Genomic DNA, 17,422 nt, shown 5'->3' on the forward strand with positions numbered 1-17,422 from the left:
GCCAGTCCGATGAACACCAGCGCCATGTGTATCGCCACCGGGTCGTCGCGATGAGTCGGTGGCCCCCACGCGTGCAGGTTCGCCGCGCCGCCGGCTTGCGGACCTTCGAGTTCACCCTGCACCGCGGCGGATTGGGTCCGGTCGCGGGAGTCGACGAGGCCGGCCGTGGAGCCTGCGCCGGACCGTTGGTTGTCGCCGCATGTGTGCTCCGGCCGACGCAGCCGAGTTCCCTCGCCGATCTCGACGACTCCAAGAAGCTCACCGAGATCACCCGGGAGAGGCTCTATCGGGCAGTCACCCGCCACGCGCAGGCATGGTCGGTGGTCGTCGTCGAAGCCGAAGAGATCGATCGCATCGGAATCCACGTCGCCAATATCGAGGGCATGCGACGCGCAGTCGCCGGCCTGGAGGTGGCGCCGGGTTACGTGTTGTCCGACGGATTCGCGGTGCCCGGCCTGACCGTGCCCTCGCTGCCGGTGATCGGCGGCGACGGTGCGGCCGCGTGTATCGCCGCGGCCAGCATCCTCGCCAAGGTGACCCGCGATCGCATGATGGTCACGATGGACGGCGAGTTGCCCGGCTACTCCTTCGGCGTACACAAGGGGTACAGCACCGCGCTGCACATGTCCCGCCTCGACGAGCTGGGACCGTCACCGCAACACCGGATGTCCTACCGGAATGTCGCATCGAGGCGGCTGCGCGCCCCGGCCGAGCCACAAATATCCGTGGGCGGACCCGCCGCTCCCGACACCGACGAGCAGGTGTCCCGCGATAGGCTTACAGGATGAGCGCTGAGGATCTCGAGAAGTACGAAACCGAGATGGAGTTGTCCCTGTATCGCGAATACAAGGACATCGTCGGCCAGTTCACCTATGTGGTCGAGACCGAGCGCCGCTTCTACCTTGCCAACGCCGTCGAACTGGTGCCCCGCAACGCCGAGGGCGAGGTCTACTTCGAACTGCGCATGAACGATGCCTGGGTATGGGACATGTACCGGCCGGCGCGCTTCGTCAAGCAGGTGCGGGTGCTCACCTTCAAGGACGTCAACATCGAAGAACTCGAAAAGCCCGAGCTGCGACTGCCCGACGAACCCTGAGTTGTGCACAGTGTTCCTTGTGTCCACAGCATAGGTCTCCGCGCGGTCTGATCCCGGGTGGCGAGTCGGGGTGACAAGCGATTCTTGTCCCCATGACAGCGGAATCTGTGGGGGACGGGCGTACTCGCTCGCGGCGGGCGGATGTGGGTCGGTTGGGCGAGGATCTCGCGGCCGAGTTCGTCAGTGGTCTGGGTTGGTCGGTCCTGGAGCGCAATTGGCGTAATCGGTACGGAGAGCTCGATCTGATCGCTTTCGACGGTCGGCGGCTGGTCGTGATCGAGGTGAAGACCCGCGCGTCGCGGGTATTCGCCGATCCGGTGGCCGCGGTGACCCACGACAAGTTGATGCGGATGCGTCGATTGACCCGGATGTGGTTGGCGCAGCAGCAGATGCGGTGGCCGGAGATCCGGTTCGACATCATCTCCGTCCAGCTCGACCCAGGGCGTCCGTCGGCGGTGGACCGGGCGGAGGTGCGCCACCATGTCGGTATCGTCGAGTGAGGAACTCGTGCCGGCGCGGATGTCGTTGGGACGTACGTACTCGGTGGGCCTGAACGCCTTCGAGGCACACGTGGTCGAAGTCCAGGCAAATGTGGGGCAGGGCCTTCCCGGCGTGACGATCGGTGGCAACGTCGACACGTCCCTGCGGGAGGCGAAGGAACGTCTGCGCGCGGCGATCACCAACTCCGGCTTCGCGTTTCCCGACATGAAGGTGACCGTGAGTCTGTCACCGGCGGATCTGCCCAAACGTGGCTCGTCGCACGACCTCGCGATGTCCGTGGCGATCCTCGCCGCGCGCGAATTGGTGTCACCGGCGAAGCTGCCGTCGACGGTATTGCTCGGTGAGCTCGCACTCGACGGTGGGATCAGACCGGTACACGGGGTGTTGCCCGCGGTGATCGCGGCGCGTAAGGCGGGTTTCACCCGGGCGGTGGTGCCGTTGGCCACGGTCGCCGAGGCGGCCTTGGTGACGGGTATGGAGGTCGGCGGAGCACGTAATCTGGCCGAGGTGGTCCGCTGGCTGGCCGGAGCGACCGTACTCGACACAGTCGACGACTCCGCGACGGGGCCACTGATTGTCGAGGTGCCCGACATGGCCGACGTGGTCGGTCAGAGTCAGGCGCGCCACGCCCTCGAAATCGCCGCTGCCGGAGGCCATCACTTACTGATGACAGGTCCGCCGGGCATCGGGAAGACGATGTTGGCGCGGCGGTTGCCGGGCATTCTGCCGCCCTTGGACAGCGAAGAATCGCTCGAGGTCACCGCCATCCATTCCATCGCGGGTGTACTCGCCCCTGGTGCGCCGCTGGTCACCGACCCGCCGTTCATCGATCCGCACCACACGACCTCGACCACCGCGCTCCTCGGCGGCGGAACCGGGATGGCACGGCCGGGTGCGGTGTCGCTGGCACACCGTGGGGTGCTGTTCCTCGACGAATGTGCCGAGATGGGTGCCAAGGTTCTCGACTCGCTGCGCCAGCCACTCGAGGAGGGCGAGGTGCGAGTCACGCGGCGCGACGGAGTCGCGAAATATCCTGCTCGGTTTCAACTGATCCTCGCCGCCAACCCGTGCCCGTGTGCCCCGGTCCGTGACGTGCAGTGCGTCTGCAGTGCGGTGGTGCGTCGCCGCTACCTGGGCAAGTTGTCGGGCCCGCTGATGGATCGGGTCGACATCCGGGTGCGGATGGATCCGCCAGGCAATGCCGCATTGGCCACCGAGACCGGCGAATCGAGTGTGACCGTTCGCGAACGGGTCACCGAGGCACGGGGTGCGGCGGCCGAACGATGGCGGGAGTACGGGTGGCGCACCAATTCCGAAGTGCCGGGTCCGGTGTTGCGCAGGCGCTTCCGGTTGCCCCCGCACGTCGTGGCGCCGGTGGAGGCGAGCCTGCGAGAAGGCCGGCTCACGGCGCGCGGCGCCGACCGCGCACTTCGGCTCGCGTGGACGCTGACCGACCTGGCCGGGGGCGTGGCACCCACCGAAACCGAAGTGGCCCAAGCACTTCTCTACCGCGACCGGGGGACCTATCGATGATGACCGACACCGAACGACGTGCGTGGGCATATCTCGCCCGCGTTGCCGAGCCACCGTGCGTTTCGCTGACCGCACTGATCGCCGAGATCGGGGCCGTCGATGCCGCCGCAGCCATCGCCCGGCAACAGGTGCCGCGTGGCCACGAGTCGGTGTTGCGGGCGACGCGGGCACGTGCCGCCGAGGACCGGTCGGCGTCGGATCTCGAGGTCGCGCACCGATGTGGAGCGCGTCTGATCACTCCCGACGACGACGAATGGCCGGGCTTTTCGCTGCTCGCACTGGCACAGGCCGACACCGGTGAGCGAGGCGGCGTGCCGCTGGCGTTGTGGGCTCGGGGCCCCGCGCGCGTCGATGATCTCGCGGCCGCCTCGATCGCACTCGTCGGCTCGCGGGCCGCCTCCTCGTACGGCGAACACGTGACCGGACTGCTCGCCGGAGAACTCGTCGACCACGGCTGGGGCATCGTCTCCGGTGCCGCGTTCGGCGTCGACGGCATCGCCCACCGCTCAGCTCTGGCGAGCGGCGGACCGACGATGGCGGTGCTGGCCTGCGGAATCGACCGGGACTACCCGGCCGCACACTCGCGCCTGCTTGCCGAGATCGCCGACCGTGGGGTCATCGTCTCGGAGTACCCACCGCACACCACCGCGGCCCGCCACCGGTTCCTGACACGCAATCGGCTCGTCGCGGCGCTGTCGAACGCGGTTGTCGTGGTCGAGGCAGGGGCCAGGTCCGGGGCGGTGAGCACCGCAGCCTGGGCGGTCAAGCTCGGTCGGCCGCTGGGTGCGGTGCCCGGACCGGTCACGACAGTTATCTGGGGCTTGTCAAGCGTAAGCCGAGGTGAACGCGGAATCTAAGTGTCATCGATGTCAGTGACTGAAGTAAATCGCCTCAGGTGCAGGATTGCTAACTGACCCGAGGCGTCGGCGGCGGCAGCGTCGTTGCGGGCGTCTTGCTCGACGACAGAGGGCATGGCGGGCGCGATTCTCGGCTCTGCGAGCGACACTCGAGGTTGCTCGGTCGGGCTGTTCACGCTCGGCCTACCAGATTCTCCGAGGTCTCTGCGCGCGACGAGTCGGTCAGTGAACACAGGCTGCAATTCGGACCTGCACCGGCAGTCACGAGGCGAAGTTGGCGGGATGGGAGATTTCGCGAACTCGCTGGCAGCGGGTTGAATCCCACTAGTAGTCTGCCCTACTAGTGGTGCAGACTAGTCGTCGAAGAGGGTCCCACATGGATGAACTGACTCGGAAATGTCGACAGTGGTTGTTGGCGGTCGGAGGCGACACACCCAACCATCTTGAGTTACTGCGGCTCTCGGCCGGTCCCGTCGACGATGAGGCGCTCGAACTACCCGCTGTGACAAGCGAGTCCGCGCGGGCCATACTGTCGGCGCTCGACGAAGGTGTCGCGCCTGAACCCGGGCAGGTTGCGCATTGGGTTAAAGACCACCGAAAGCGGCGCAGGCAGGTGAGGCGCTCCCTCGGGTTGAGTGCGTTGGAATGCGACGAACTTGGCTTCGCGATCGCTCAAGCTGTGCATGGCTTCTGGGATGAACAACGGCGTGGACCGACTTGGAGCGAGGCGCTGTCAAGTATTGCAGACGCTCATCTCGCGCAGATCAAGCTGTCGAGTAGGTTGCGTCGCCCGCTGATGTGGTTGCTGACCGAGCGCGGATGGGTGGTGACGGCACACCGGCCGCGGTCCGTATGCGCAGGCCCGAGCTACTACGCGTCGAGCGATACGAACGTCATTGTCCACGAGCCCACCTCGATCGGAAGACGGGTCAGGATGGCTGTCATACTCGACCGCACCGAAATCGGCGAATGGCCAACGACACGGAGGGTTCGGCGTGGCATTGAGGGTCCTGACTTTGGTGATGTGATTTCTCCTGGGACTGCGCGACACCAACTGCGCTGGCTGTCGACTCAGGGATGGATCCGTATCAGGAACGGAAAGGTCACGGCGCACATGCCAAGTGCTAGCCGGCGGGAGGGTGCCACGATCACGCCGGAACGGCCGCCGCGAACGGTGTGTCTTTCTCCCGGTGGGTCAACCGCCCGGCCATCCGGCGGCGTTTGCACGCCTTGACGCCGGCGTCGACCATCGCGGGCGGCCCGCAGAGGTAGGCGGAGTATCCGCGAAGGGAGTCGAAGTCCTCGACCAGGACGTCGCCTACGTACCCGCGCCGCCCGAAACCGTCCTCGCGGCTCAGACACGGCGTGTATCGCACTGAGGGATGCCGGGCGGCGAGCGATTCCCAGAAGTCGACGTCGTAGAGGTCGCCGCGGGTGCGGACGCCGTGATAGAGGTGGACCTCGCGTGCGGAGTCGACCTCACAACACCTCTAGATTGCTGGCGTTCTCGTTGGGATACTCAAACCATGATCGCTGAGACCATGTACCCGCCCGAACTGGCCGAGGCGGTTGGTTACGTCGTGCTGGAGGCCGCAGAGGCCGAGGATCTGATCGGCGAACTGATCGTCCTGCGGACGAGTCTGACCGAGCCTGATCCGACCTGGTGGGCCAGTGGCGAAACGCTGGCCAAGGCCGTCGAGAAGATCGGCGATCCAGCCCTACAACCCATAGTCAACGAGATGCGTGAGTTGCTGCAGCACCGCAACTCGGTGGTGCACGGGCTGTTCCTCGGCGGTGGGCGTTTGCGGATGACCATGAAGCGCGGCAAGTCCAAGCGGGGTGAAGCGCCGTCTTACCAGTTGGTGCGGGACTGGACCGATAACGTGCTGGACGACCTGGCCCGCCGGTTCCGCGTACTGCATGGGATGGTCGACGACGCTATCAGCGACGCGATGGTGATCACCCGATCGTCGTAGTCGTTGTGGCTTAGAAGATCTCGATACGATCCTGCTATCGAGGTGCGGTATCGCCGCAGTTGGGGACGGGGCAAGCTTCCACCCCGCCACGTGAGGGCGCGGGTCCGTGTCCAGGGTCGCCATCGCCTCGCGAAGACTGGAGCCCCCGGCCACCGCCTCGATCAGGGGTACGACGACTTCGAGGTAGTTCTTCCCGTAGATGATGCTGGTCGGGCCGACCACGTCGATCTCGGGATTGCACTGTCTTGTCTCAGTGATCCGGCTTCTACCCGATGACGCCCGAACGGATGCGGACCCATAGGCTTCTCCGGTAACTGTTGTGGCGGGAGAGGTGAGGTGGATGGCCGACGAATCGAACGTCCTGGATCAGCTGATCTCGCGCATCGAAGATGAAATCCTGCGTGCTCGCTTGGCAGAGGAGGTCGACCTGCTGCGCGGCTCGCGTCGCTTCGGACTCGTGTTCGACCGGCATCTCCCGGAGTCGGTCCGCTTGCCCGATCATCCGATCCGCAAGGGCATCCGCGTGGCGCTACGCGACGAGTCCTCGGCCGAGACATGGGTCGTCGACCACTTCACCGACCGCACCCGTGAGGTTGCCGTACTGCGTGGCGATGGCGGCGAGCGTCACGTCTCGGAACTGATCGTCGTCCGCGAGTTCGGCGAGCCGATCTATCCTGGGCTGCGTTCTGCGGAACGCATCGAGAACGGACCCGCCGACGCGCCATGGCACGTGGTGATCAACGGCGAGAACTTCCACGCGCTCCAGGCGTTGCGGTCGACCCACCGGGGCAAGGTCGACGTGATCTACATCGATCCGCCGTATAACACCGGCAACGACGGTTGGATCTACAACGACCGCTATGTCGACCAGAACGATCGGGCGAAGTCCTCGAAGTGGTTGTCTTTCATGGAAAGACGGCTGCTTATCGCGCGTGATCTGCTCAAGCCGACGGGCGTGATGATCGTGGCCATCGGTGACGAGGAGCACCATCGACTCCGGATGCTCTTGGATCAGGTGTTCGGGGACTCCAACTTCCTGTCGGACATCGTTTGGCAGGGAGGTCGGAAGAATGACTCTCGCTACGTCTCCAATGGGGCTGACTATATGTTGGTCTACGCGCGCGATGAGTCGGCGCTGGCGGCTCGTGAGATTCGTTGGCGGGAGGAGAAACCTGGTGTCGATGAAGTACTGGCTCAGGGCGCTGCAGCTTGGAGTGAGTACGGCCCCGACGAATCTGCTGCAACCGCCGCGATGCGTGCCTGGTTCAAGGCTCAACCCAAGGACTCAGCTGTTCAGGCTCTCTCGCGCAACGTGTGGTTTCTTCCTGACGGAACCCTGTGTAGGGATGCAGATACCAGGAGCCCAAGTCCACGCCCAAATCTGCGATATGACCTCCCACATCCGGTGACAGGGGAGCCCTGTCGCATGCACCCCAACGGTTGGGTCTACTCAAAGGCGACGATGCAGAAGATGATCGAGGACGGACGCATCATCTTCCGCAACTCACATACAGATGTGGTCAGTATGAAGCGGCCATTAGAGCAAACATCAGGGAACGTGGTCCAATCAGTTTTCGAGCGATTGCGGACGCACTCCGGAAGGCACCTGCGTGATGTATTCGGGGACAAGCGGTTCCCGTTTCCCAAAGACCACGAAGTGTTGATGCGGTGGTTTCGTCTCGCCGCGCCTCAGGATGCTGTGATCGTCGACTTCTTTGGCGGGTCCGGCACGACCACCGAAGCCGTGATGCAACTCAACGCGGAGGATCGGGGGACCCGCCAGTCAATCCTCGTGACCAACAACGAAGTCGGCGCGACCGAGGCTAAGAAGCTGAGGAAATCCGGACTGCATCCTGGTGACCCGGAATGGGAAGAGCGCGGCGTGTTCCAGTACGTCTGCCGCCCGCGGATCTCGACCGTTGTCACCGGCGAGCGCCTCGACGGCTCCACCTACTCCGATGGACTGTCGGCCAACGTCGAGATGTTCGACCTGACCTACCTCGACCCTGGGATGGTCCGACGCGGCCACGAGTTCGAGTCGGTCGCACCGCTGTTGTGGCTCGAAGGAGGTGCCCGCGGTCCATGCATCGACGAAGAACCCGACGACGGTTGGGCGCTGACCGACGCCTACGGCGTGCTGCTCGACGTTGACGCACTCACCGCGTTCGCGGCCGCCGTCACCGACGCCGCGACCAGCGGCACACCGCCAGCGGCGCTGTTCATCATCACCGACTCGGAGGCTGAGTACCAGCAGGCCGTCGAACGTCTGCCGGTCGGCATCGAGACAGTCCAGCTCTACGAGGACTACCTGTCCAACTACACCATCAACGTCACCGGTGGTGCGCGGTGAAGTTCACGCTGGAGCCGTACCAGAGCGATGCGGTCGACTCGGTGCTCACCAATCTCGCCAAAGCCCGCGCCGGCTACCTCGAAGACGGCGAGCGCACAGCCGTCGGGCTGACGGCCCCCACAGGTGCCGGCAAGACCGTCATCGCCACCGCCGTGCTCGAAGGCATCTACAAGGGCACCGGGACACGTCCGCCGAATCCGAGCACCACCGTCCTGTGGATCACCGACGATCGCGCGCTCAACGCGCAGACGATCTCCAAGATCACCCAGGCCGCGGGCGGTTCGATCGACATCAACCGAATCCGCTTCATCGGTGAGGTCGACCATCGGACGCTGGAACCGGGCGTGATCTACTTCGTGCACATCCAGGCGATGCAGAAGAACTCGACGCTGCACGCTGTGCGCCCCGACGGCACCAAGAACGACAAACGCACGCATGGCGTCTGGGACATGATCGCCAACACCATTCGGGACCGGGGCGAGGACTTCCTGGTGATCTGGGATGAGGCGCACCGCGGCTCGGGCACCAAGAACACCGACCGCAAGTCGATTGCAGGGACGATCGTCGACGGCGGCACCACCAACATCGGCACAATTCAACCTCCGGCTCCGGTCGTCCTGGGTATTTCGGCTACTCCCGACCGCTTCCTTGCGGCGATGAACGCCGCGAACCGCACGCCACGACTGGTCGAGGTCAAGGCCGGTGACGTTCGCGAGTCGGGTCTGCTCAAAGACCGCATCCTGCTGCGCAGTCTCGGCGAATCGCAGTCAGCTCCCAACACGATGCTCGCGCTGGCCGTGGAGGATCTGAAGTCCTCCGACGAGGCATGGCGCACCCACCACGAGACCACCGGAGACCGGCTCGTCGAGCCGCTGCTCGTCGTCCAGGTCGAGCAGGGCATGACGCCGGCCAAGGAGGAAGTGCGACTCGCCGAGATCCTGTCGGTGATGGAGTCGACCTGGCCTGCCCTGTCGGATTACGCCGTCGCACATGCCTTCGGCGACCCGCACGGCCCGAAGAAGGTGGGGGACAAGACGATTCGTTACCTGCCACCGGAGGCTATCTCCGGCGACGACCAGGTACGCGCGGTGCTGTTCAAGTCGGCATTGACCACCGGCTGGGACTGTCCCCGGGCCGAGGTCATGATCTCGTTCCAGAGCAAGGACAGCTACACCGAGATTGCCCAACTGATCGGCCGGCTCGTCCGTACCCCGCTGGCCAAGCGGGTCGACGGCGGCTACGACCGCCTCGACGAGGTCGCCGCATACCTACCCGGCTTCCGCTCCGAGCATGTGGCTCGCGTCGTGACCGCGCTGACCGAGGACGAGACCGTCGAGGTCGAGGTAGTGGTGGCGCCGGAGGTGTGTGAGAAGTCCACCGACGTACCGGCGGAACTGTTCGACCTGCTCGACACGCTGCATTCCTACACGCGGCAGAAAGCGACGTTCGCCTCGCGTACCGCACAGCTGTTGAGCCTGGCCACCGCGCTCACCGAGTACGGGATCATCAAGAAGGGCTCGGCGACCGCCAAGCGCTGGATAATCGACCAGATGCGCGCCGCTGATGGCCAGCACAGCAACGAGATCGACGCCAAGGTCGTCGACATTCTTTCGCTGACGGTCAGCACCACGATGGTCGCCTACGGCGAAATGGTGATGCAGAGCGTCGGTAGGTCCGACACCGCGACCAACGAGCGCGACATCGAGGGCTACTTCCAGAAGGCCAAGCGGCTGTTACCCGATGCCTCGGCGACTTGGTACTTCGCCGACCTGTGCGATCGAGGTGAAGAGGACGTCGACGCCTATGCGCGCCTGGCAGCGATGGCCGAGCTCGGTTTCAAGGACATTGTCGAGCAACAGGCCGCCTCGCTCATCGGCGACTGGCGCCAGCAGCACGCCGCCAAGGTGTCGGCCAAACCGCGACATGTCCGTGAGCAGATCGAGCCCCTGTGGCACCTGGGGAAGACGCCGATGCTGCCCACCACGGTCGAGGTTCGCGATGTCTATCCAGCCGCCACGGAGAAGCTCAAGAACAAGACCACCGTGCCCATCGACACCTACCCTAGGCACCTCTACGTCATTCCCGAGGGCAAGCCCAACGCCGGCAGGTTTCCCGTCGATACCTCGCGGTCGTCGTGGGAGGCCGAGGTGCTGGCCGCCGAACTCGACTCCAACACCCTCGTCGGTTGGTACCGCAACCCCTCGTCGGGCCGTCATGCACTCGCCGTGCCGTACGTGTTCGGCGACAAGCACCAGCTCATGCACCCGGACTTCCTGTTCTGGCACGAGGACGGTGACGGCGAGTACGTCATGGACATCGTCGATCCACACCGCTTCGACCTCGCCGACACCTCGGCCAAATGGTCGGCGCTCTCGCGCTACGCACAGGACCACACCGAGAGCATCCGCCGCTGCCTGGCGGTTGCAGTAGTCGGCGGTTCACTCAAGGCGCTCGACCTCACTATCCCCGGCATCGACCAGCGCGTTGCCGAGGCAACCAACCAGAACCTGATTGCGGCAATCTTCGACGCCGAGGGCATGTCGTATCCGTGAGACGCACGCCATATGTCTGTGGCGACTGACAGAATGTCCGAGTGAAGACGTACTCACTCGAAGCTGGCGACGACCACGTCCAGAAGCTGGCTCATGAGAACGACCCCGTTAGGGCAGTGATCGAACTGGTCTGGAACAGCCTCGATGCCAACGCGCACCGCGTCGATGTAGTCCTGCATCGAAGTCAGACAGATGTTGTCGTCGGCGTCGAAGTCAACGACGACGGGCACGGCATGGCTCCCGAAGAGATTTCGACAGCGTTCAGATTCGTCGGTAACTCGTGGAAGCGGACAGCGCTGCGCAGCCGGGATGAGGGGCGACCCCTCCACGGGAAGTTCGGCCAGGGTCGACTGCGAGCCTTCGCGCTCGGCACGAAGATCACCTGGGACACCGTCGGCGACAGCACCGACGGCAAGCGTCTGCGATCGATCGTCACTGCCCGCTCGGGTGATCGGAACCACATCGAGGTTTCCGACGCGGTCGAGACCAATGCAGACACCGGCACCAAGTTCGCCGCAGAGGGCAAGGAATCGATCGACCCGCTCGACAAGGACGCCGCTGCGGAGCGGCTCGGCACGACCCTGGCGCCATACCTGATCGCCCACGACAGTGTCGAGGTCGCCTACGACGGCCAGCGAATCCTGCCTGCTGAGAACATCGCGCGGGATACGGAGCTGCCGGTGGAATGGGAGTACGACGGCACGGTTCGCCACGCCAAGCTGCGCGTGATCGAGTGGAAGAAGCCGGCCGGTCGCGAGATTCACCTCTGCGATGCCAGTTCAGTCGTGGTCGACACGCTCGACTCGGCCCCCGGACCGGACTTCTCGTACTCGGCCTACCTGCTTTGGGCCGAGATGCCCGAGCACCAAGGGCAGTGGCCTCTTGCCAAGATGGAAAGCACGCCCACCGTGCTGGGCACCGCGCTTGCAGAACTCGACCAGGTGCTGGCCGATTACCTGGACGCGCGGCGTGACGAACGGCGTCGCGAACAGGTCCAGGTGTGGAAGTCCAACAACGTCTACCCGTACCACGGTGAGCCGGAGTCAGTCGAGGAAGAGGTCGAACGTGCGGCGTTCGATGTTATAGCGACCTCCGTCGGCCGGCACATCCCGAAGGACAAGCGTAAGCAGCGGCTCACCCTCGGGCTGCTCAAGGACTCGCTCCAGCAGCGGCCAGGCGACGTGACGGCGTTGCTCGACGAGTACGTGGGTCTCAACGCGGACGAGCGGGATCAGCTCGATCAGCTCCTGCGGACCACTGGTCTGTCCAGGGTCATACAGGCTTCGACCGATGTCACGAACCGTCTTGCCTTTCTCGCAGCGCTCGAACACATGGTGTTCGACCCGGAGAAGAACAAGTTGGTCGGCGAGCGGGACCACCTGCACAAGATCCTTGAGCGCGAGCTCTGGGTGTTCGGCGAGCAGTACAACTTCATGGTCAGCGAACGAGGTCTAACCGCGGCGCTGGACCGTCACCGCGAACTGCTCGGCATGGATCGAACCGATAAGACGCCGGTGAAACGGCTCGATGGCACCGTCGGCCGACTGGACCTGCTGCTGTCGGCCGCAGCGACCGACCACGACCGCAACAGACATCTTGTCGTCGAGCTGAAGGCACCGAGGGTTGTGGTCGGTGAGACCGAACTGCGCCAGATCAAGTCGTATGCCAAGGCCGTGGCCATGGATCCGCGCTTCTCAAGCAGCACAACGCATTGGGACTTCTGGTTGGTGACTGGCGAGTTCGACGATGACGTCCGGCAGGAAGCTAACCAGGTCGGCCGCGAACAAGGCGTCGTGTTCGAGCCCCAACTGCCTGACGCTCCGGGCGCCACGGTGCGAGTCTGGGTTCGAGACTGGGGCCAGATCATCAACGCCGCCAAGCACCGGCTCGACTACTTCCAGAAGAGCCTGCAGCACGACCCTTCGCTCGACGAAGCAAAGGACTACCTGCGGCGGGAACACGCAGACGTCATCCCAGACGGGCTACTTTCGAACAATGACGAAGGCTACCGGTCTTTGCATGAGTTCGAGAGCGACGAGACCGCTGTCGGGTAATGCGCTGGATACCATGATCCGATGCGCTGCTCCAGATTTCACAGCAAGCGAGTCACCCCTATTCGCCCGCGTATCCGTGCTAGTCGACAGAATCGGTGCCACCGAGTTCTCTGAGCAGTGACTCGATTTCTGAGGAAGCCACTGGCGGATACGTGGCCGGAAAGGCCGGAGCTGCGTCGATTCACTCAGCGTCACCTTTGGTTCTGGTAGCGGTCTTTTCGTCGACACAGCGTTCGACCCGGACGCGCCCTACGGGCTCGCCGCCGAACAGATCCTCGGCATGCTCATGCGCGACCGTTCGCTCGCGGCCGGCCGTCTGCTGACTCGGTGTCGAGGCGGCACTCAAGGATCACGCCCCTGGCACCTGAGGGTCGGACTCGATCACGCAACCGCACCGCACGCGGACCTCAGGTGCCGAACGTGCGGTCATCCCGACAAAGGGCCCAACGTGTCGCTCACGATGTCGGTGATGTCCACGCCGAGTGCGTCGGCTAGATCGAATAGGCGCTCGAACATCAGCCCACGCACGCCGTGCTCCACCTGGATCAGCACATTGCGACTGACGCCCGATTCCAATGAGAGTGACTCCTGGGTAAGCCCTCGCTGTATGCGGAGCCGACGGATGCGTGCCCCTACTTCGCGCCGCCTTTGATGCCAGTCTTCTTCGCGCTCGGGGTCGCGTTGACTGGGGCGGGTGGGCACCCTTCGAGTACGCACTAGCAGAACTCGAAAGTCTGCCCTACTAGTGATGCTTTTTGGCTAGTGTGTGGTCACGCTCAGTGGCGTTGTGCTCATGGCATCCGAGCTGAACCTCGTCTGCCGAAATCAACTTGCGCGCTACGTTGCGCCGTCTGATCGGAACCCGAAGGTGATTGGAGACTGCAAATGGCTGCGCCTGTTCAGAAATGTAAACACTGCGGAAGCCGCGTCGTGTGGCTAACCATGACCAGCGGACGTAGACGTCAATTTGAAGCCGCAGAACGCGCAGCCGCCGATGTTGTCGGTGGCCAGTGGTACGCGATCCGCCGCTCGACCCTGACCGTCGACCAACTCGAGATCCCCCCAAGAAACGGGCGCAGCCTCCAGCCCCACCGGTTTCTATGCCCCGGAGCTATGGACGATTTCCTTGCATCTTCCGACCTCGGTGGAATGGATTCACCCCTGTACTGACTGTGCGGGTTCGGTATGTCGGCGCGGCTCGTACAACCTTGCTGTGATGGACAGGACTTCCTTGGAATGTATTCGCTGCAATTACCATGCTGCTGCGCGCCAAATATGGCTCTTCCGGATTCAGAGTGGCCCTCAGCGAGCCGAACTGTCGACGGTCACGTAATTGCCCAGGGGTTTCTCTCACGTGCTTCCCATGTTCAGGTGTGCTGTGGCCGGGGCGGGTGGTCAGCTGGTTTTGGCGGTGCGTTCGGGCCGTTTGCGTGGCCGGTAGGACGGTCCGTCCATCAGGATTTGGTGGCTGGTGTGATGAGCCGGTCGAGCAAGGATTCGGCGACGACGGGGTTGGGAAACAGCGGGTACCAGTCCTTGCGGGCGCGGTTGCTGGTCAGGATCAACGGTTTGCTGGCCCCGATCGTGACGATTCTCCGGGCTGTGGAAGGTGTTGGCGCCGACGCCTCGGCGATCGCGATCCGATCGCACACTCGCGACACGTTGCGACTACACCGATCCGTGGCTCGGTCGGGAAATGTTAGCGACTTCCCGCGATCTCGGGGAGCGCTCTTGTCTATCCCCAAGCAATCCAGCGTTCTCCTGGTGGTCGCCGATCGTCGGTATCGGCGAAGCGAAACTTCTGGTCGCTAATCGCCGATGGCGTTGGTCTTATCCGGATGAAGTGGCCTGACCGTCGTGCTTAAGGAGACCAATTCACGTAGCGCCGATCGTTCGACCGTGAGGTCGTCCTCAAGGGTTCGGATTCGCTCTTGCAGCGCAGACACTGTCTGCTTGAGAGAAAAGTTTTCGGTGAGCACTCGGTTGAGGTCATCGCCGCGCTGGTCATAGCTTTGACGTAAACGCCGCTCGTCGCGGAGCTCGAGCTGTGCGGCGAGGCCGGCGTCGAGTTGTGAGTTCAGTTCTGCTACTTGCTTCTGTAGCCGTTTGATGACAGCGTGTGCATTGGCGAGATCAGCCAGCTTCGTGTCCGCGAGTGTCGTGTTTCCTTGCAATGGATAACGTTCTTGATGCGCACGAAGCTGCCGAATCAGTTCGGGGTGGCTATACAAAAATTGACGACTTACGCCTGCTGCGGATGCGAGCGTGGATACGGTAAGCGGCATCGCTCGGTCTGAGGCCTGTTGAAGAGCAACTACAACGTCTCTTAGCTTCCTCGCCGCTGCTTCGGACCGTGCGCGTTTGAGCGCGCTGGTGTTCCCTTTGTTCCGCCGTGGCTGGTCCTGGCTCATAGTTCCCTCAACTCGACCTTCTTGCCCGCGAGCGCAGCGCTGCGAGCTCTTCGTGCTATCTCGGCCATCGCCTCAATCTCTGTACGTTCCGCGGCTGGCAACTGATCAAGTCGGTCCTTCATTGTTGTCAAGACCTTTGTGTAATCTGCGATCAATCCACGTTGGGCGTCAAGAAGGTAGTCCGCAGTGTCTGACGCCTCAGCTATTCGCAGTTGGGATCGGAGTTTGACTATCTCCTTTTCAATCGCTGGAATGTGTGAGGGGTTCGGCCGAAAGAATCCACAGCCTGCGCACTGATATCTGAGCTGGCAGGCGGTTCCGCCGGCGGCGACATTTGTGGGTTCTGCACAATCGCCGTACGGCACCGGTGTGATCTTGAGTTGAATCCGGCCCTGTGAGATCCCAATTTCGTTGCCGTGGCGGTCATGGGCAAGTGGTGCGAGTTTGCTGACGGCTTCGCGTCGTCGTTTCGAGTTGACTTGGTAGTAAACCATGGTCGTGGTCATAGTGGAGTGGTCCATGAGCTGGCGGAGGACATCTGGTTCTGTCCCGTTATCTGCGTGACGTTGGGCGTATGCGCGGCGAAGGTCGTAGGCCGTTATCGTTGCGAGGTCAAAGTTCACCTCGTCTCCGTCGGCATCGACTACGGGCCCAGGTACCGGGGGGATGGTGGCACAGAACTTCTGCAGGATCTTGTTGATATAGATCGAACTAACCGGTGGGGCGTTGGGATTCGAGCGTTGCCGCAAGCGGCCAGTGGGGAACAGGCAATGAGTTGAAATCTCTTTTGCTTCGCGCTCGGCCTTCCATCGTCGGATTGATTCGGCTACCTCCTTACCGACTGGCAGTTCCCGTTCGGCGCCGTCTGTCTTGTGCGCGGTGTATCGGAGTAGCCACCCGCCGTGTCGATCTTGGATCAGGCAATCGTGTTGTAAGGTGGCGATCTCTGCAGGTCGACGGCCCGTGTCAAACAAGAGTTCGAGAATGCATCGGTACATTGCCGAATGGCGCCCGACACTTAACTGCCCGATGTGGTTGCGAAGATGGGCGATCACTATCGGCGGTATCGTCCGATCGCTTTCTACCTTTCGGTCTTTACGGAAACCCCGCTTGATTCGCTTCCGGTCCAAGTAGTCTGCGGAGAAGCTTGCAGGAACGTCGTCCCAGATTCCCAATTTTCGGGCGGTCAGGCACAAATCCCACCAGCCTGCGAATCGTATCTTGCTCGTCGAATACGTCCAGCTGGCAACAAACTTGGAGGATATTGCAGCCATGTCCTCGTGAGCTAAACGGGTCGGATCGACGCCAGCATCGCTTCGCTTACAACGAAGCACTTCAGATGCTAAAGCGCACGCGGCAAAGCAATGTTGAACCATGCCACGCGTTTCGAGGGTGGCGCCAAGCCACGCGCGGAACCCTGCTTCAAGCCAGGGTTGTGTGAGTTCCGAGGTGTCGATTGGAGTGCCTGCGAGGTCTGGGTTCTGCTGCGACTGCGTCGTGCGCAGGGGGAGGTCTTGAAGATAGATCGGGTTCTGGCGAAGCGAGTCGTATCCCTCGAATCTTCGGTGTGCCTTTTCGAGTATGAGAATTCCGACTGTGCGAACCCCTCGCAACCCCACAGCGTGCTTATGGCTGCGAAAACACTCCAGCAAGTCTGAGCATTGTTGCTCACTCGCGGCGTAAAGAAACCGACCGATATGGTCAGCCATTACCCTGCCGTAGCCGCGGCTGGCGTACTGCTGAATCACAAGCAATAGTTCTGCAGATGCACGCGGGTGGAGTAAGTGCACTGGAAGTTGATTCGGTTCGAGAGCGCGGCCAGAGTTGACAAAATCCTCGACTGTGCTTCCTGGCTGCGCACGTCGAAATTTCGCGAACAGAGTCCTGTGGTAATCGCATACCCCGTCTCCGGCTTTGTGTGACTGCAACCTTTTGCAGGATGGAACCGAACAAGGAGATAGTGGAAATGCATCAATTTGTGGTTCGGCGAGATAGTCTCTGATCACGTCGTCTGTGAGTGATATCCCACGGTGCCGACATCGATCGCGGATTCTTCCGTAGTGCGTGTAGCACAAGCCACGAGTTTGTACGG

11 protein-coding genes and 3 pseudogenes are annotated in these 17,422 nt (G+C 62.9%); 9 read left to right on the forward strand and 5 right to left on the reverse strand.

Annotated elements, in window-relative coordinates; translation table 11 throughout:
• Window positions 1–50 precede the first annotated feature (50 nt).
• From ACLQ3C_RS02710 to dprA, 5 genes and pseudogenes are all read left to right on the forward strand, one after another.
• Window positions 51–788, forward strand: coding sequence for a ribonuclease HII (locus ACLQ3C_RS02710; RefSeq protein WP_425703195.1), 738 nt, complete (start codon window positions 51–53; stop codon window positions 786–788).
• The gene (locus ACLQ3C_RS02715; RefSeq protein ID WP_425703197.1) at window positions 785–1,096 is read left to right on the forward strand and encodes a DUF2469 domain-containing protein; all 312 of its coding nucleotides are present in this window, start codon (window positions 785–787) and stop codon (window positions 1,094–1,096) included. Before ACLQ3C_RS02710 ends, ACLQ3C_RS02715 begins: the two co-directional genes overlap by 4 nt.
• 92 nt (window positions 1,097–1,188) lie before the next feature.
• Window positions 1,189–1,596, forward strand: coding sequence for a YraN family protein (locus tag ACLQ3C_RS02720; protein ID WP_425703199.1), 408 nt, complete (start codon window positions 1,189–1,191; stop codon window positions 1,594–1,596).
• 19 nt (window positions 1,597–1,615) lie between these two features.
• Entirely contained in the window at window positions 1,616–3,130 is a 1,515-nt protein-coding gene (locus tag ACLQ3C_RS02725; protein WP_425703528.1) for a YifB family Mg chelatase-like AAA ATPase, read from the forward strand.
• Window positions 3,127–3,939: pseudogene (dprA, locus tag ACLQ3C_RS02730) on the forward strand (DNA-processing protein DprA); the annotation flags it as partial. The gene ACLQ3C_RS02725 and the pseudogene dprA, both read left to right, overlap by 4 nt.
• Before the next feature lie 1,196 nt (window positions 3,940–5,135).
• On the opposite strand, the pseudogene ACLQ3C_RS02735 reads toward dprA, so the two are convergent.
• Window positions 5,136–5,462, reverse strand: a pseudogene (locus ACLQ3C_RS02735) (oxidoreductase); the annotation flags it as partial.
• Window positions 5,463–5,513: 51 nt separating this feature from the next.
• Between ACLQ3C_RS02735 and ACLQ3C_RS02740 the strand changes: the two are divergent.
• The 4 genes from ACLQ3C_RS02740 (at window position 5,514) to ACLQ3C_RS02755 (ending at window position 12,919) form a co-directional block, all read left to right on the forward strand.
• The gene (locus ACLQ3C_RS02740) at window positions 5,514–5,963 is read left to right on the forward strand and encodes a hypothetical protein (RefSeq protein WP_425703201.1); all 450 of its coding nucleotides are present in this window, start codon (window positions 5,514–5,516) and stop codon (window positions 5,961–5,963) included.
• Window positions 5,964–6,303: 340 nt separating this feature from the next.
• Entirely contained in the window at window positions 6,304–8,313 is a 2,010-nt protein-coding gene (locus ACLQ3C_RS02745) for a site-specific DNA-methyltransferase (protein ID WP_425703203.1), read from the forward strand.
• Window positions 8,310–10,865, forward strand: a complete 2,556-nt coding sequence (locus tag ACLQ3C_RS02750) for a DEAD/DEAH box helicase (protein WP_425703205.1) — start codon at window positions 8,310–8,312, stop codon at window positions 10,863–10,865. The genes ACLQ3C_RS02745 and ACLQ3C_RS02750 overlap by 4 nt, the downstream gene beginning before the upstream one ends.
• A 41-nt stretch (window positions 10,866–10,906) precedes the next feature.
• Window positions 10,907–12,919: an ATP-binding protein gene (locus tag ACLQ3C_RS02755; protein WP_425703207.1), complete on the forward strand. Its 2,013-nt coding sequence runs from the start codon at window positions 10,907–10,909 to the stop codon at window positions 12,917–12,919.
• Between the two features lie 426 nt (window positions 12,920–13,345).
• Here ACLQ3C_RS02755 and ACLQ3C_RS02760 read toward each other — a convergent pair whose 3' ends face one another.
• The 4 genes and pseudogenes from ACLQ3C_RS02760 to ACLQ3C_RS02775 all read right to left on the reverse strand — a co-directional run bounded on the left by ACLQ3C_RS02760 (window position 13,346) and on the right by ACLQ3C_RS02775 (window position 17,039).
• Complete coding sequence (locus ACLQ3C_RS02760) at window positions 13,346–13,621, reverse strand: helix-turn-helix domain-containing protein (RefSeq protein ID WP_425703209.1); 276 nt, start codon at window positions 13,619–13,621, stop codon at window positions 13,346–13,348.
• Window positions 13,622–14,314: 693 nt separating this feature from the next.
• Window positions 14,315–14,493, reverse strand: a pseudogene (locus ACLQ3C_RS02765) (ATP-binding protein); the annotation flags it as partial.
• A gap of 234 nt (window positions 14,494–14,727) precedes the next feature.
• Window positions 14,728–15,330, reverse strand: coding sequence for a DUF6262 family protein (locus ACLQ3C_RS02770; RefSeq protein WP_425703211.1), 603 nt, complete (start codon window positions 15,328–15,330; stop codon window positions 14,728–14,730).
• Entirely contained in the window at window positions 15,327–17,039 is a 1,713-nt protein-coding gene (locus ACLQ3C_RS02775; RefSeq protein WP_425703213.1) for a tyrosine-type recombinase/integrase, read from the reverse strand. The genes ACLQ3C_RS02770 and ACLQ3C_RS02775 overlap by 4 nt, the downstream gene beginning before the upstream one ends.
• Between the last annotated feature and the right edge of the window lie 383 nt (window positions 17,040–17,422).

The sequence above is a fragment of the Gordonia sp. DT30 genome, assembly GCF_049844915.1.
Taxonomy (GTDB): domain Bacteria; phylum Actinomycetota; class Actinomycetes; order Mycobacteriales; family Mycobacteriaceae; genus Gordonia.

Excerpts from the sequence above, each read along its gene's own strand:
- ACLQ3C_RS02775 (WP_425703213.1), bottom strand. The coding sequence starts at position 17,039 with ATGGCTGACCATATCGGTCGGTTTCTTTACGCCGCGAGTGAGCAACAA.
- ACLQ3C_RS02740 (WP_425703201.1), top strand. The coding sequence starts at position 5,514 with ATGATCGCTGAGACCATGTACCCGCCCGAACTGGCCGAGGCGGTTGGT.
- ACLQ3C_RS02745 (WP_425703203.1), top strand. The coding sequence starts at position 6,304 with ATGGCCGACGAATCGAACGTCCTGGATCAGCTGATCTCGCGCATCGAA.
- ACLQ3C_RS02710 (WP_425703195.1), top strand. The coding sequence starts at position 51 with ATGAGTCGGTGGCCCCCACGCGTGCAGGTTCGCCGCGCCGCCGGCTTG.
- ACLQ3C_RS02725 (WP_425703528.1), top strand. The coding sequence starts at position 1,616 with ATGTCGTTGGGACGTACGTACTCGGTGGGCCTGAACGCCTTCGAGGCA.
- ACLQ3C_RS02770 (WP_425703211.1), bottom strand. The coding sequence starts at position 15,330 with ATGAGCCAGGACCAGCCACGGCGGAACAAAGGGAACACCAGCGCGCTC.
- ACLQ3C_RS02715 (WP_425703197.1), top strand. The coding sequence starts at position 785 with ATGAGCGCTGAGGATCTCGAGAAGTACGAAACCGAGATGGAGTTGTCC.
- ACLQ3C_RS02720 (WP_425703199.1), top strand. The coding sequence starts at position 1,189 with ATGACAGCGGAATCTGTGGGGGACGGGCGTACTCGCTCGCGGCGGGCG.